This window comes from Geodermatophilus marinus, assembly GCF_003428645.1.
In the GTDB taxonomy this organism is placed as follows: domain Bacteria; phylum Actinomycetota; class Actinomycetes; order Mycobacteriales; family Geodermatophilaceae; genus Geodermatophilus.
The window spans coordinates 43,671-56,588 of record NZ_QVQH01000008.1 but is presented as its reverse complement, the minus strand read 5'-3'; the positions used below and the strand labels follow the sequence as shown (position 1 = coordinate 56,588).

Annotated in this window: 17 protein-coding genes; 7 read left to right on the top strand and 10 right to left on the bottom strand. The window is 73.1% G+C overall.

Annotated features, from left to right (window positions below; all coding sequences use genetic code 11):
• Positions 1-24 precede the first annotated feature (24 nt).
• The gene (gene nrfD / locus D0Z06_RS11085) at positions 25-1,068 is read left to right on the top strand and encodes an NrfD/PsrC family molybdoenzyme membrane anchor subunit (RefSeq protein ID WP_233517600.1); all 1,044 of its coding nucleotides are present in this window, start codon (positions 25-27) and stop codon (positions 1,066-1,068) included.
• A gap of 87 nt (positions 1,069-1,155) precedes the next feature.
• Here the strand turns inward: nrfD and D0Z06_RS11080 are convergent, their stop codons facing one another.
• Together D0Z06_RS11080 and D0Z06_RS11075 are read right to left on the bottom strand one after the other, a co-directional pair.
• Positions 1,156-1,569: a PIN domain-containing protein gene (locus D0Z06_RS11080; protein WP_117377444.1), complete on the bottom strand. Its 414-nt coding sequence runs from the start codon at positions 1,567-1,569 to the stop codon at positions 1,156-1,158.
• On the bottom strand, positions 1,566-1,802 hold the full coding sequence (locus D0Z06_RS11075) for an AbrB/MazE/SpoVT family DNA-binding domain-containing protein (RefSeq protein WP_117377443.1): 237 nt from the start codon (positions 1,800-1,802) through the stop codon (positions 1,566-1,568). The genes D0Z06_RS11080 and D0Z06_RS11075 overlap by 4 nt, the downstream gene beginning before the upstream one ends.
• Before the next feature lie 91 nt (positions 1,803-1,893).
• On the opposite strand from D0Z06_RS11075, the gene D0Z06_RS11070 reads away from it, so the two are divergent.
• Together D0Z06_RS11070 and D0Z06_RS11065 are read left to right on the top strand one after the other, a co-directional pair.
• A complete protein-coding gene (locus D0Z06_RS11070) occupies positions 1,894-2,184 on the top strand; it encodes a hypothetical protein (protein ID WP_117377442.1) in 291 nt (96 codons plus the stop codon).
• 124 nt (positions 2,185-2,308) lie between these two features.
• A complete protein-coding gene (locus D0Z06_RS11065; protein ID WP_147332026.1) occupies positions 2,309-2,773 on the top strand; it encodes a hypothetical protein in 465 nt (154 codons plus the stop codon).
• A 430-nt stretch (positions 2,774-3,203) separates the two neighbouring features.
• On the opposite strand, the gene D0Z06_RS11055 is transcribed toward D0Z06_RS11065, so the two are convergent.
• Positions 3,204-3,752 (bottom strand): dihydrofolate reductase family protein, encoded by a 549-nt coding sequence (locus D0Z06_RS11055; protein WP_117377439.1) that lies wholly within the window; start codon positions 3,750-3,752, stop codon positions 3,204-3,206.
• A 240-nt stretch (positions 3,753-3,992) separates the two neighbouring features.
• Between D0Z06_RS11055 and D0Z06_RS11050 the strand changes: the two genes are divergently transcribed.
• Positions 3,993-4,340: a hypothetical protein gene (locus D0Z06_RS11050; protein WP_117377438.1), complete on the top strand. Its 348-nt coding sequence runs from the start codon at positions 3,993-3,995 to the stop codon at positions 4,338-4,340.
• Positions 4,341-4,357: 17 nt separating this feature from the next.
• Here the strand turns inward: D0Z06_RS11050 and D0Z06_RS11045 are convergent, their stop codons facing one another.
• The 4 genes from D0Z06_RS11045 to D0Z06_RS11030 all read right to left on the bottom strand — a co-directional run bounded on the left by D0Z06_RS11045 (position 4,358) and on the right by D0Z06_RS11030 (position 6,859).
• Entirely contained in the window at positions 4,358-4,771 is a 414-nt protein-coding gene (locus D0Z06_RS11045) for a hypothetical protein (protein WP_147332025.1), read from the bottom strand.
• A gap of 129 nt (positions 4,772-4,900) precedes the next feature.
• Entirely contained in the window at positions 4,901-6,085 is a 1,185-nt protein-coding gene (locus D0Z06_RS11040; protein ID WP_117377436.1) for a glycoside hydrolase family 3 N-terminal domain-containing protein, read from the bottom strand.
• A gap of 43 nt (positions 6,086-6,128) precedes the next feature.
• Positions 6,129-6,566 (bottom strand): type II toxin-antitoxin system VapC family toxin, encoded by a 438-nt coding sequence (locus D0Z06_RS11035; RefSeq protein ID WP_117377435.1) that lies wholly within the window; start codon positions 6,564-6,566, stop codon positions 6,129-6,131.
• Entirely contained in the window at positions 6,563-6,859 is a 297-nt protein-coding gene (locus D0Z06_RS11030; protein WP_117377434.1) for a transcriptional regulator, read from the bottom strand. Before D0Z06_RS11030 ends, D0Z06_RS11035 begins: the two co-directional genes overlap by 4 nt.
• A 158-nt stretch (positions 6,860-7,017) precedes the next feature.
• Here D0Z06_RS11030 and D0Z06_RS11025 point away from each other — a divergent pair, with 158 nt between their 5' ends.
• Complete coding sequence (locus D0Z06_RS11025; RefSeq protein ID WP_147332024.1) at positions 7,018-7,737, top strand: PP2C family protein-serine/threonine phosphatase; 720 nt, start codon at positions 7,018-7,020, stop codon at positions 7,735-7,737.
• 158 nt (positions 7,738-7,895) lie between these two features.
• Here D0Z06_RS11025 and D0Z06_RS11020 read toward each other — a convergent pair whose 3' ends face one another.
• The 3 genes from D0Z06_RS11020 to D0Z06_RS11010 all read right to left on the bottom strand — a co-directional run bounded on the left by D0Z06_RS11020 (position 7,896) and on the right by D0Z06_RS11010 (position 9,595).
• On the bottom strand, positions 7,896-8,654 hold the full coding sequence (locus tag D0Z06_RS11020; RefSeq protein WP_117377432.1) for a pentapeptide repeat-containing protein: 759 nt from the start codon (positions 8,652-8,654) through the stop codon (positions 7,896-7,898).
• 315 nt (positions 8,655-8,969) lie between these two features.
• Complete coding sequence (locus D0Z06_RS11015; RefSeq protein ID WP_117377431.1) at positions 8,970-9,371, bottom strand: TA system VapC family ribonuclease toxin; 402 nt, start codon at positions 9,369-9,371, stop codon at positions 8,970-8,972.
• On the bottom strand, positions 9,368-9,595 hold the full coding sequence (locus tag D0Z06_RS11010) for an antitoxin (RefSeq protein ID WP_117377430.1): 228 nt from the start codon (positions 9,593-9,595) through the stop codon (positions 9,368-9,370). The genes D0Z06_RS11015 and D0Z06_RS11010 overlap by 4 nt, the downstream gene beginning before the upstream one ends.
• A gap of 259 nt (positions 9,596-9,854) precedes the next feature.
• Here D0Z06_RS11010 and D0Z06_RS11005 point away from each other — a divergent pair, with 259 nt between their 5' ends.
• Together D0Z06_RS11005 and D0Z06_RS27125 are read left to right on the top strand one after the other, a co-directional pair.
• On the top strand, positions 9,855-10,676 hold the full coding sequence (locus D0Z06_RS11005) for a PP2C family protein-serine/threonine phosphatase (protein WP_147332023.1): 822 nt from the start codon (positions 9,855-9,857) through the stop codon (positions 10,674-10,676).
• Positions 10,677-11,800: 1,124 nt separating this feature from the next.
• Positions 11,801-12,874, top strand: coding sequence for a glycosyltransferase (locus tag D0Z06_RS27125; protein ID WP_117377428.1), 1,074 nt, complete (start codon positions 11,801-11,803; stop codon positions 12,872-12,874).
• The last annotated feature ends 44 nt before the right edge of the window (positions 12,875-12,918 follow it).

Sequence of the window (12,918 nt, the reverse complement as noted above, 5' to 3'; positions counted from 1 at the left end):
GGCGGCGGGGCGCAGCCGGGGGGTGTGGCGCAGCCGGGGGGTGGCTGGCGGCGGGCCGACGGGCCGTCGGCGCACGACCGCGAGCGCCGCAGGCGCGGCCGCGGCGGCAGCGAGCGGCTGGGCCGGCGGCCCGGGGCGGCCGACGGCGCGCCGGTGGTGGCCGACGCGGAGTTCGGCTCCTACTACGGGCGCCCGATCATCAAGGAACCGGTGTGGAAGACGCCGGACGTGCCGCTGTACCTGTTCCTCGGGGGCGCGGCCGGGACGTCGGCCGCCCTCGGGTCCCTGGCCGACGCGACCGGTCGCCCGGCGCTGGCGCGGTCGGGCCGCCTGACGGCCGGCGCCGCGTCGGTGCTGTCGGTGGGCTGGCTGATCCACGACCTGGGCCGGCCCGAGCGGTTCCTGCACATGCTGCGGGTGCTCAAGCCGACGTCCCCGCTGTCGGTGGGCTCCTACATCCTGGCGCCGTTCAGCGCGGCGGCCGGTGCCACGGCGGCGGTGGAGCTGCTGGGCTGGTTCCCGCGGCTGAAGCGGTTCGGCTCGGCGGTGTCGGCCCTCTTCGGCGGGCCGATGGCGACCTACACCGCGGTCCTGTTCGCCAACACCGCCGTCCCGTCGTGGAAGGAGCCCGGCCGCGAGCTGCCGTTCGTGTTCGCCGGCTCGGCGATGGCCGCCGGGGGCGGCCTGACGATGGCGTTCACCCCGGTCGCGGAGGCCGGCCCGTCGCGGGGGACCGCGGTGGCCGGGGCCGCGCTGGAGCTGGCGGTGATGCGCCGGGTGGAGAACGGCCACGGTGTCGTCAGCGAGCCCTTCCACGAGGGCAAGGCCGGGCGCTACCTGAAGGCGGCGCGGGCGTGCACCGCTGCCGGCGCGGGGCTGACCCTGCTGGCCGGGCGCCGGCGGGCCGGTGCGGTGGCCGCCGGGGCGCTGCTGGCGGCCGGCTCGCTGCTCACCCGGTTCGGGGTCTACGAGGCCGGGATGGCCAGCGCCCGCGACCCGAAGTACACCGTCGTCCCGCAGCGGGAGCGGATCGCGGCGCGGGAGGACACCGGCTCCCTGGTGCGCTGAGGTCGCCCCGGCGGGGCTGCGTCCGGCGGGCCTGCGTCCGGCGGGCCTGCGTCCGGCGGGGCTCGTCGGGCACCTGCGGCTGCAGCCTCACGCGGGCACCAGTTCGACATCGACGCCCAGCGCCCTGTAGGTGCTCAGGGCGCGGGCGTCCCGGGTGAGCAGCGGCAGTGCCGCGGCTCGGGCGGCGAGGCCGACGAGAGCGTCGTAGACGGCTCCGCCCGCCAGGTCCCGGGCGGCCAGAACGCGCGGGAGGCCCCTGTTCTCGTCCCGCGGGACGGGAAGCACCCTGGGGAAGCCGGACTCCAGCAGCCGGACGGCGTCCCACGGGGCGACGCGGGCGTCGCCGGGCAGCCGGGTCAGCACGGAGTACGTCTCGGCCAGCGAGTGGGTGGTCAGCGCGGCGGCCCGCCCGTACGCGTACCGCCGGACGGCCTCGTGGGCGGTGTGGGACCTGAGCAGCAGGGGGATGGCAGCGCTCGTGTCGAAGGCCAGCGGCCTCACCGGCGGCCGGCGTCGATCAGCCCGAAGACGATGTCGTCAGTGACCTCCGTCGTCGACTCGGCGACCAGCCGGCCGTCCTCCTCGACGAGCCGGGCGGTCCGACCGGCCGGGACCAGGTGGAGACCTGCGCCGTAACGGCTCACGTCCACCACGGTGCCCGGCGCGAGCCCGAGGGCGTCACGCAGCGGCTTCGGCACGACGATGCGACCGAGGGCGTCGACGGTGGCCTTCACTGGATGGACGCTACCAGCGACAATCCAGGAGCAGGGCGCAGCGCAGGTGTCGACCTGCGTCCGGCGGGCGGCCGCGAGGTGAAGGGGTGCCGTGGGACTTCTCGTCTTCGCCGTGCCGGCGCTGCTGGTCGTCGTCCTCGGCTACGTCGTCGGGTACGCGCTGCTCGACGCCTTCGGTGCGCCGGCGCCGGTGCCGGAGGTGGTCGGCTGGGTGGCGGGCCTCGTGCTGCTCGTGACCGTCGTCCGGGCGCTGGTGGGCCGGCGGGGGCGGTTGCGCTGGGCGCTGCGGCGGGCTCGGGGTCAGGGGGACCACCCCGAGGTGGCGCGGCTGGAGGCCGCGCTGGCGGAGCAGCGCCGGTGGCCCCGGCGCCGCCGCGGGTGACATCACCGGCGCCGACACAGAACCACCCCGTGCCGGTTCCGGTGACCAGCCGCTAGAGTGCCCGCCGGGGGATAGACCGGCGTTCCCGCGCCGGCGACGGGGGCATGCGGGAACGGGGATGCACGTGGCTGACCACGCCGACGACGTGGCCGGGTTGGAGTTCGCGGTGCGGGTGGCGCTGCGACCCGACGACGTCCGGGAGGCCGGGCGGCGCGCGCTGGCGGCCGCGCGCGGCCAGCGGGGGACGACGATCCGCGAGGCGCACGTGGGCCCGGCGGCGATCCGCTACGTGGTCTTCGGCCGCGGGCTGGTCCGCCAGATGGTGCTGCACCTGACCTGGGAGGAACTCGCGGCCGGCCGCCGCCGGGTGCGGCTGACCGTGGGGGAGCACCTGGTCGAGCCGAACCGGCTGCTGTTCATCCCGCTGGGCCCGCCGGTGGTCCCGGCGCTGCCGACCGCGCGCGCCTTCGTCGCGGCGCTGCGCGACGAACTGACCGGGTCGGCGGCCCGTCCGCCCACCCGGCCGGCGCTGCCCGTGCCGCGGCCGGCGCGGCCGCAGGCGTCGGTCGACTCGCCCGAGGTCGTGTGATCGCTCCGCAGCGTTCCTGCTCGCGTACGCGGCGGAGCGACGCCAGGATCGGTACTTTGCGGTTCCACTACGAGGCGTGACCTCGGAGGACGGCGGCCTCCAGCGCGGTTAATCTCCCGGGCACCGTCGGCGGTGCGCTGTGGATGGCCCGGGGACGACGGCGTGTCGAAAGGGTCCGCGCGTGCACGCTCCGGGCAGCGACCAGCCCTCCCCCCGCACCCCCGCGCCCCCGCGGCCACCGCTGCGGGCCGTCGGTGAACCGGCCGCCGCGCCGGGCGCCGGGCCGCCGTGCACCTGCGGGCACGCCCGCACCGCGCACGAGCACTACCGCCGGGGGAGCGACTGCGCGCTGTGCACGTGCGAGCGGTACCGGCGGGACCGGCGACGGTTCCCCCGCCGCGGCTGACCCGCCGGCACCGGGCCCGCCCGGTCAGGAGGCGACCGGCCCATAGGTCAGGTGCGCGACGCCGTTGCTGAACTGCTGGGAGCCGACCAGGCCCAGTCGGGTCCTCGACGTCCCCTCGGGGAACAGCCGCGCGCCGGCCCCGAGCACCACCGGGTAGACGAAGAGGTGCAGCTCGTCGAGCAGGCCGTCGGCGATCAGCGCCCGCACGAGCGTGCCGCTGCCGCTGGTGAAGAGGTCCTCGGACTCCTTGAGCTGCCGGATCGCCGCCGGGTCGTAGGGGCCGAGCACGCGGGAGTTCTGCCAGGCGTCGGCCGAGCCGAGCGTCGAGGAGACGACGTGCTTCGGGGTGTCGTTGAAGAAGGGGGCGCCGGGGTCGTCCTCGGCGGTCCGGGTCGACCAGGCCGGCGCGAACATCTCGAAGGTGGTGCGGCCGAGCAGGATGCCGGTGCTGGCCCCGGTGATCTCGCCGATGGCGGCGGCCAGGTCGTCGGGGAAGCCGTGCTCGAACGTCCAGCCCGGGTCCTCGTAGACGCCGTCGAGGCTGACGAACTCGTGCACCCGGATCCTGCCCATGGAATTCTCCCTCGCTCGTGCGTGCGGCGGTGCGCCTGGCCGGCGTCCCCGCCCGTCGTGGGTGCAGACGCGGCGCCCCCGCGGAAATCATCGGTCGCCGGCGGCCGCGCGGCACCCGTCGGGGAACGGGAGATGAGCGGCGGGTCGACTGTCCTGCCCGGGTGCGCAAGGTCTCCCGGGTGGCCGCGCGGTCCGCCGTCCGGTTGCTGCGTGCGACGTGGCTGCCGCTGCTGTCTGGACATGGGCGGCAGCCTGCCCGAGCTCTGGGGCTTCGCGCTGGAACCGGGGGTCGTCGCCGCCCTGCTCGTGATCGCGGAGCGGCTGCGCTACGGCACGGCGCCGGCCTGGGCGGCCGGCTACCCGGTGGTGCTGGTCGACGATGCGGTCCCGCTGCACGAGCGGGTGGGCGCCGCGCTGGTCGACGCGGGGCTGCTGCCCGCGCATGTGGCCGGCGTCGGCGGCGAGATGGTCGCGCCGAGCGGGACGCCGGCGTTCGCGGCCGGGCTGGCGCGGCGGCGGCCGGCCGGGCCGGGGGCGCAGGCGGCCCCGCTGGACGACCGGATCGAGGGGCGCGTCCACCACCGCTGAGTTCGGCGGCGGGGGGACTACGGCAGCCGCCGGGAGGTGAGGACGGCCCGGCGCGCGGTCAGGACCAGCGCGGCCCCGGAGAGCAGGTGCAGCGCCGTGGTGAGCGTCGTCGCCCTCGACGTCGAGCGCCGGCCCCAGGTGACCGGCTCGACCACGGTGCCGACGAGGCAGGCGGACCCGATCCCCAGGCACACCTGCGCCGGCACGGTGCTGTCCGGGCGCGATGCCAGTGCGGCGATCACCGCCGCCACCGGCATGGGCCAGGGGGCCATCGTGCCCGAGCCCAGCCCGACGATCTCGTGCGTGGAGACCTTCCCCGGTGGTCGCCAGCCGAGTGGTTCGCCGGGCACGTCCTCCCGGACGCCCACCACCGCCCCGTAGGCCGCTGTCGCGGAGAACAGCGCGCTCGCGGCCAGCATGGGCAGATCCACGGCAGGCGCTCCCTCCGGGTGACGGCTGCGGGCGGACGCGCTCGCGCCCGGCGATCGCATCGTCCCAGCGGTGCGCCGAGCCGGGAAGCCGCTCCGCCCCGGTCGGACGTCCGGCACCGCCGAGCGCGCTCAGGCGGGCGGCAGCAGCCCGGCGCGGGCCTTGGCGAGCAGCGCGGTGCGGACGGCGTCGTCCACCCGCGCGGCGAACACCGGGTCGGCCGCGTCGCGGGCCAGGACGGCGTCGACCATCTCGGGCACGTCGCGCGGCTGCAGGGTGAGCACCAGCGTGCCGCCGGCGGCGAGGAAGCGGGTGGCGCGCTCGCCCACGGGGACGTCCTGCAGGGCGGCGGCGTTGCCGACGTCGTCGGTGATGACCACGCCGTCGAAGCCGAGCCGCTCGCGCAGCAGGCCGGTGACGACCGCCGGGGAGAACAGCGCGGCCTGCCCGGCGTCGAGCTGGGCGTAGGTGGCCGAGGACATCATCACGAACGGGTCGGCGGGGGAGTCGACGAGCGCGGCGAAGGCCTGCACCTGCTCGCCGTCGGCGGTGGTCCGGTCGTCGACGACGACGGGGTCGACGTCGGGGTTGCGGTCGAGCCGGCCGAGGCCGGGGAAGTGCTTGAGGGTGGGGACGACGCCGTGCTCGGCCAGGCCCCAGGCGACCGCACCGGCGGCCAGGACCACCTCCTCGGGGTCCCCGCCGTACTGGCGGCCGTAGAAGCCGATCGGCGGGTTGCCCCGCTCGGTGCCGGGCGGGACGACGTCGACCACCGGGGCGAGGTCGAGGGTGACGCCCGCGGCGGCGAGCTCGCTGCCCAGGCCGCTCGCGAGCGCGGCCAGCTGCTCGGGCGGGAGGGCGGCCTGCTCGACCGCGGGCGGCAGCGCGGAGAAGCCCTCCCCGGAGAGGGCCTGGACGGCGCCGCCCTCCTGGTCGGCGGCGATCCACGGCGCCGGGCCGTCGGCGGCCTCGACCCAGCTCTCCGTGAGGGTGGCGAGCTCGGCGGTGGAGGCGGTGCTGCGGCCGCGGAGAAAGATGCCGCCGACGTCCTGCTCCCGGATGAGCGCCTCGCCGGGGGAGAGGTCGGTGAGCTCGACGCTGACCACGAACAGCTGGGCGACCTGGGCGCGGCGGTCGAGGCCGGCCAGGGCCGCGTCGACGGCCTGCTCGAGCGGGTCGGGCTCGGGGGTCGGCGCGCTGGCCGGCGTCGTGGGTGCCGGGCTGGTCGTCGCCGTCGTGGCCGGCGCGCTGGTGCCGCCGGCGCAGGCGGTGAGGGCGAGGGCGAGCAGCGGGGCGAGGAGGCGGGCGGGGCGCATCGCAGCCCATTGTGCGCAGGTGCTCTCCGGTCGACGGCGAGCCTCAGGAAGGGAGTAGCCGGAACCCGTCCGCGGCGGCGGCGAGACGGAGCCGGTCGTCGAAGGCGGCGAAGGTCCGGCAGGAGGGAACGGCCTCGGCCGCGGCTCGGGCACTGGCCAGCTGGACGGCGTCGTACGCACGCAGTCCGTGCACGGCGCTGAGCCGGGCGGCGTCGTCGAGGATCTCGGGCACCACGCTCACCGCGGCGAAGCGGGCCGGGTCGTCGTGCGTGCCGGCGTAGTCAGCCTCGAACGCGGCGACCAGCACGCCGGCGTCGGCGGCGGACAGCTCGCCGGCTCGCGCCTTCCGCCAGAGCGCAGCGGGTACCTCCACCCGGGCCAGCTGGGACACGATCAGCATCGCGACCGCGCGGACGGGCTCGTGGCCCGGCTCGTCGGCGTAGAGTTTCACGAGGGCCGAGGAGTCCGCGAAGACGCTCACCCGCGATCGGCGGAGACCGTGTCGGACAGCGGCGTGCCCGTACCCGCTCTCCCGCGCGCGGCGGCCACCTGGCCCGCATCGGGGCGGACGGCGACGCGGCCTGGAGGTGCGAGCAGGCCGGCCAGGGACAGTCGCTCCCGGATCTGCGCGTACGGCTCGCCGGCGAGGTCCGGGTCGGTCGCCGCGTCGAGGACGCGGGTCAGGTACTCGTTGACGCTCCAGCCGTGACGGCCGGCGATCGTCCGCACACGGTCGAGGAGATCGTCGCGCACCCGCCAGGTGACCTGTTGCATGCATGCATGCTAGCGCTCCATCGATGAACGAGCGGTGAAGGAAGGACGACGCCCGCCGTGCGAGGCGGACCTGCCGGCTCCGGGCCGAGCCCCTACGCTCGGCCCGCCTGCCTTCCCCGCGGGCGGACCGTCGTCGACGTGCGTGGACTGGAGTGTGGATGCAGGTCGAGCTGACCTGGGGGGCGGCGACCGCGCTGGGTGCCCGGGAGGAGAACCAGGACCGGGCGGTGGCGACGCCGCCGGTGTTCGCCGTGGCCGACGGGATGGGCGGGCACGCCGGCGGGGCGGCGGCGGCCGAGGCCGTGGTGGAGGCGCTGGGCGCGCTGGCGGGCGGGCCGGCGACCAGCGTCGAGCGGGTGCGGCTGGCGCTGCGGCGGGCCGACGGGGAGATCCGCGCCGCCAGCGGGGACGCCCCCGGTGGTGGGGGGTCCACGGTGGCTGGGGTGGCGCTGGTCGAGGAGGGGGCCGGGTCGCAGTGGGCGGTCTTCCACGTGGGCGACTCGCGGGTCTACCGGCTCTCGGGCGACGTGCTGGAGCAGCTGTCCACCGACCACTCGGTGGTGCAGGAGCTGATCGACGCCGGGCACCTCTCCGACGCCGGTGCGGCCAGCCACCCGCAGCGGCACATCATCACCCGGGCGCTGGGGGTGGGGGCGTCGAACCAGGCGGACGTCGTGCTGCTGCCCGTCGTCCCGGGGGAGGTCTTCCTGGCCTGCTCGGACGGGCTGACCAACGAGGTGGGGCCGGCGCGGATCGCCGAGCTGCTGGCCTGCGGTGCCGGGCCGCAGGAGATCGCGGAGGCGCTGGTGACCGAGGCGGACGCCGACGGCGCCCGCGACAACGTCACGGTCGTCGTGGTGGCGGTCGCCGGACCGTAGACGGCCCGTGGCCAGGGGTGGTCTGCCCTGACGGCGTTCCCGCGGGAGCGCCGCCCGGCGGGTTGGCCGCCTCGCGGTGAACCGGACGGTCCCGCCCGGACGCCTGGCCCGTCGGCGGCAGGGGCCGCCACCGGCTCGCCCTGCGATGTGGCGCGCGGTCACGCGGGCCATCCGGTCGCACCCTCGGTCATGGCCACGTCGAGGTTGTAGGCGCCATCGAGCCGCGCTCCGGTCAGGTCGGCGCCGCTCAGATCGGCTCCGCGGTGGAAGCGCTCGCTGCTCGGATCGACCCTGCCAAAGTTGGCCTCCTCGAGGATGCTGTTCCGCAGGTGCGCACCGCGGAGATCGGCACCTTCCAGGCGTGCGGCCCACAGGCTGGCACCGTCCAGGCGGGCGCCCTGCAGGTCGGCGCGGCGGAGGTCCGTGCGGGACAGGTCGAGACCGCCGGCCTCCGGCGACGCCACCCGGTCGTCCGCCAGGGGCGAGCGGCACAGGACGGTGAGGGCGGCCTGCGCATCGGGGGCTCGCAGTCGCAGGATGCGGACGTAGCCACCGTCGCCGACGTCGGCGGCGGGTAGGCGGCCCCGGACGAAAGCCGCGAGCGTGTCGACGACGTACTGGCGGTCGTCGGGGGAATCCCGGGCGATGCGTTCCAGGGCGAAGATCCCGCCCATGCGGACGTGGGAGCTCTCGTTGCCCAGCTGCTCGATCGCCCGCGTGAACCGGTCGGTGACCTGCGCCGACCGCATCAGGGCCAGCTGGTGGTCCTGGTACTCCTGCTGCATGCGCAGGGACTGGCCCTGCCTGCGGTAGTTCAGCATCCCGATGACGAACGTCGCCGCCGCACCGATGATCGCGACGGCGAAGGCCGAGAGCCCCGCGGCCGTGAACGGTGAGTCGTCCTGCAGAACCGTCATCGCCACTCCTGCGGCCGGCGATCGGAGGTTCCACGCTACGCCGGGGCGTCACCGGAACACCACGAGCAGCGCTCGCGGTGCCCGCTCCCCGGGCGCCGGATCGGCCGGAGGGCCGCGGCGACCGCCCTGGGCCAGGGCGCTGTGACACGGGCGTGGGGGCTGCGAGCAGCCCAGACCGGGCCGGCCGGTCATGCACCCGGTCGAGCTCCGGGCCGGTGACGGCCGGGTCGATCACCGCAGCGGCGTGCCGGAAGCCCTGGAGGCGGTGCCGGCCGGCATCACGCCTGGCTCGCCGCGCCCCTCCGGGGGGTGACCTCAGGTGCCGGCGTCGAGCAGCACTGCGACGTCGTCGTGCAGGGCGGCGAGAGCCCGGTCGAGAGTGGCCAGTCGGCCGTCCCGTGACCGCGCCAGGCCGGCCAGGTAGGCGTCGGTCACCTGCTTGTGGCCGACCACGCCGCGGAGGTCGATGTCGGCGAAGCCGAGGTGGTCGGGCCAGAACTCGTGCTCGTCGGAGGCGTCCAGCCCGCGCAGGACCTCGACGGCCTCGCGTGCGGTGGCGCCGCTGCGGAGCAGGAAACGTACGAGCGCCCCCTGCGTGAGCGGGCAGGTGGCGAAGGGCTCGGAGCGCTGCAGGAACCAGCCCTCCGTGAGGTCGTGGTGCACGTGGTCGGTGACGGTCAGCGCGATGAGCACGTTCGCATCGAGCAGAACACTCATTCGTCGTTCTCCAGGGAGCGCACGTCCTCGCTGGTGACCACCCGGCCGATAGAGGCGACCTGCAGGCCGGTGCGAGGACTCACGCTCACCCGGACCGGCCCCGGAGTGGCGAGCGCAGCGCGGAGCAGGCGGGTGAGCGTCTCGCTCAGCGAGCTGCCCGAGTCGCGCGCGATGGCGGAGGCCACCCGGTGGATGTCCTCGGGCAGGTCGACGGTCGTGCGCATGTCCTCACGATAGCGTCACGATGCAGATAGCAGCACCTGTGCATCAAAGTGTAGACCTTGGTCTCCCAGGGCGGCCTTGCGCGGATGGCGCCCTCCGAGTAGTTGGCCACCGAAGGTCTGACGTGACTGGACGCGAGGCTTCGTCCGTGGGGCGGTCGCGCCGGCGACAGGGCGTATCGATGCCCGCCGCACGCACGGGCCGGCCCGCCTGCCTTCCCCGCGGGCGGACCGTCGTCGACGTGCGTGGACTGGAGTGTGGATGCAGGTCGAGCTGACCTGGGGGGCGGCGACCGCGCTGGGTGCCCGGGAGGAGAACCAGGACCGGGCGGTGGCGACGCCGCCGGTGTTCGCCGTGGCCGACGGGATGGGCGGGCACGCCGGCGGGGCGGCGGCGGCCGAGGCCGTGGTGGAGGCGCTGGGCGCGCTGGCGGGCGGGCCGGCGACCAGCGTCGAGCGGGTGCGGCTGGCGCTGCGGCGGGCCGACGGGGAGATCCGCGCCGCCAGCGGGGACGCCCCCGGTGGTGGGGGGTCCACGGTGGCTGGGGTGGCGCTGGTCGAGGAGGGGGCCGGGTCGCAGTGGGCGGTCTTCCACGTGGGCGACTCGCGGGTCTACCGGCTCTCGGGCGACGTGCTGGAGCAGCTGTCCACCGACCACTCGGTGGTGCAGGAGCTGATCGACGCCGGGCACCTCTCCGACGCCGGTGCGGCCAGCCACCCGCAGCGGCACATCATCACCCGGGCGCTGGGGGTGGGGGCGTCGAACCAGGCGGACGTCGTGCTGCTGCCCGTCGTCCCGGGGGAGGTCTTCCTGGCCTGCTCGGACGGGCTGACCAACGAGGTAGGGCCGGCGCGGATCGCCGAGCACCTGGCCCCTAAGGCCGCCCCCCGCTGGCGCTCGCCGACGCACTCGTGCCGAAGGCAGATGCCGACGGCGTCTGTGAAAACGTCACCGTGGTCGTCCGCCAAGCTGGATAGGCTCGAATACGGGCGGACTCAACTATCGTTACCGACCTACTCCTGCCCAAACCGCTCTTCACTTAAGTATCTAAGGACCTCCGACGTATACGTTTTCCGTATCTGAACGTCGTTCATGCCGCCCGCAACGTTCCGCTGCCGCAGGCCGATATCTTGCCCGCGGTAGATCGTTGGGAAGTCTTGAGCGACCCTGCTCACCTGGGACGTCCTTACGCCGAAGGTGACGGCGCAACGGTGAAGCCACAAGTCATCGGCCCGCGGGCAAACCATCAGAAAGGCGGCCCCCTCGGCTTTCAAGCGGTTCAGGTAGCTGGGCGGATACAGCACTCCCGATACCCCTAGCGCCATATGGCCCAGTCGAGATTCGGTCGACTGGACCGCGGGCCATTCCCGATACGGCACCAAGCCCTCAGAAGTGAGTTGTACGAACCGGGCACGGTGACACACAATGTCCGTCGGGCGTTCATCGTGTGCGCAGACTAGCCCCTGTAACCAATGGCGCGGGTAGATGACGTCATCATCGGCTGTGACGAGCGGGGAAGCGTGGTGACCGACGCTCTGAACGTAAGGAAAGTATTTGGTGTGCGGGCCGACATCGTCGGCGACGCACACCTCCAGCCCCCGGCCCGCCAGTCGCTTCAAACCGTCAGGTAATCCCGTGCCCAGGGTCTCAGCGTCGACGAAGAGCATAACCCTCGACGGCCGCTTCCAGCCGCGCGCTATCGACTCGATGGCCAAAGACACGGTATGGATTCTCTTTCCGTGAGTGGTGAGCGATACCACAACGTTCGACTCGGAATCGATCACCGGAGACGACGAGACATGGTTGCGCAACCGCAAGGCGCCGGAAGCACCGTAAGCGATCGCCCGGCGGACGACAGGCCGCCACAATCTCAACACCCACAATCCCCAGGCACTACGCCGCAATTTATGCTCCTTGCGTCGCTTCTGTCCGGCAGCCGGCTGGCAAGTCGGAGGTAGACTTCTCGCACGCTTGACGCCACAGGCATCAGGGAGTGTTCGGCTTCCACCGTAACCGATCCCCAATGCCAGGGATCAAGGTGCTCGCTACGCCTCTATCTCGTATTTCCCCGCCTGATCCCGCCGAAGCGGGCACACCGCGGCACCCCGCGCGACGAGTGAGCCGCCAGTCGTGGGATCCTTCGGTAGCGGCACAGCGCCCCGGCGATCAAGAGCCGTGTGCGGGGTTGGTGCATCTAGGGAGGGTTAATGCGTCTTGCATTGGCGCACGACTATCTTACTCAGCGTGGCGGCGCTGAACGAGTTGCACTTGCGCTCGCAATGGAGTTTGCGGATGCCCCACTGTATACCAGCGTATACAATCCCCATGGCACATTCCCCGAATTCGCCTGCGTCGATGTGCGGACGTCCTTCCTGCAGAGCGTGGAGCGTTTCAGGAGGGATCCGCGCGCCGCGTTCCCGCTCCTGCCCGCTGCATGGAGGCAGCTGCATGTACAACCGGTGGACGTGATTCTAGCCAGCACAACGGGTTGGGCACATGCAATTGGAAAGCCAGAAGGCGCGAGACTGATCGCCTACTGTCACAACCCCGCCCGCTGGCTCTACCAGCCGCATGAATATATACCCTCACGAGTTGCTCAACGATTTTGGGAGCCATGTCGCCGACTGTTGGTGCGTTGGGATGCGCAGCGCGCCTCTTCCGTCGATCGCTATATCGCCAACTCCACTAGCGTAGCCTCAAGAATCCGTGAGACGTATGGAGTTGAACCTGAAGTCATACATCCGCCTGTCATGGTCGACCCTGACGCGGAAAAGGATCCTGTCACCGGAATAGATGCGGGCTACTGGCTCGTGGTTGCTCGTGGTCGCGGCTACAAGAACGTAGACGCAATCATCGAAGCGACCGCTGGGCTCTCAGAGCTCGTCGTGGTGGTTGGAGCGTCCTTTACGGGGCGCGAAGTGCCGACCCATGTACGGACTCTAGGCATCGTCAGTGACGCACAACTGCGATGGCTATACGCGAATGCACGTGCATTGGTTAGCGTTTCATACGAAGACTTTGGACTCACCCCGATCGAGGCGAACGCTTTCGGAACTCCAGTGGCCGTCCTGCGAGCCGGCGGCTTCCTGGATAGCACCCAAGAGGGTGCTTCTGGAGTCTTCATCCCGTCTCCAACTCCCGAGGCGATACGCGCTACACTCCGCAACTTCCCTGACCTTCCTGCCGCTGCCATCCGGGCAAACGCTGCACGCTTCAGCTCCGACAGCTTCTTGCGCCAGCTCTCCGCAATATTAAGCGACGTCGCTAGCGACATGGCATAGTGGCCCATTAGGTCTGAATCTGGCGTCTGGCTGGGATTAGTACT

Bases quoted from the DNA above. Each gene is read 5' to 3' on its own strand.
- D0Z06_RS11010 (WP_117377430.1), bottom strand. From the start codon at position 9,595: ATGCGCACGACCGTCGACCTGCCCGAGGACATCCACCGGGTGGCCTCC.
- D0Z06_RS11025 (WP_147332024.1), top strand. From the start codon at position 7,018: ATGCAGGTCGAGCTGACCTGGGGGGCGGCGACCGCGCTGGGTGCCCGG.
- D0Z06_RS11015 (WP_117377431.1), bottom strand. From the start codon at position 9,371: ATGAGTGTTCTGCTCGATGCGAACGTGCTCATCGCGCTGACCGTCACC.
- D0Z06_RS11030 (WP_117377434.1), bottom strand. From the start codon at position 6,859: ATGCAACAGGTCACCTGGCGGGTGCGCGACGATCTCCTCGACCGTGTG.
- D0Z06_RS11055 (WP_117377439.1), bottom strand. From the start codon at position 3,752: ATGGGCAGGATCCGGGTGCACGAGTTCGTCAGCCTCGACGGCGTCTAC.
- D0Z06_RS11020 (WP_117377432.1), bottom strand. From the start codon at position 8,654: ATGACGGTTCTGCAGGACGACTCACCGTTCACGGCCGCGGGGCTCTCG.
- D0Z06_RS11040 (WP_117377436.1), bottom strand. From the start codon at position 6,085: ATGCGCCCCGCCCGCCTCCTCGCCCCGCTGCTCGCCCTCGCCCTCACC.
- D0Z06_RS27125 (WP_117377428.1), top strand. From the start codon at position 11,801: ATGCGTCTTGCATTGGCGCACGACTATCTTACTCAGCGTGGCGGCGCT.
- D0Z06_RS11005 (WP_147332023.1), top strand. From the start codon at position 9,855: ATGCAGGTCGAGCTGACCTGGGGGGCGGCGACCGCGCTGGGTGCCCGG.
- D0Z06_RS11050 (WP_117377438.1), top strand. From the start codon at position 3,993: ATGGGCGGCAGCCTGCCCGAGCTCTGGGGCTTCGCGCTGGAACCGGGG.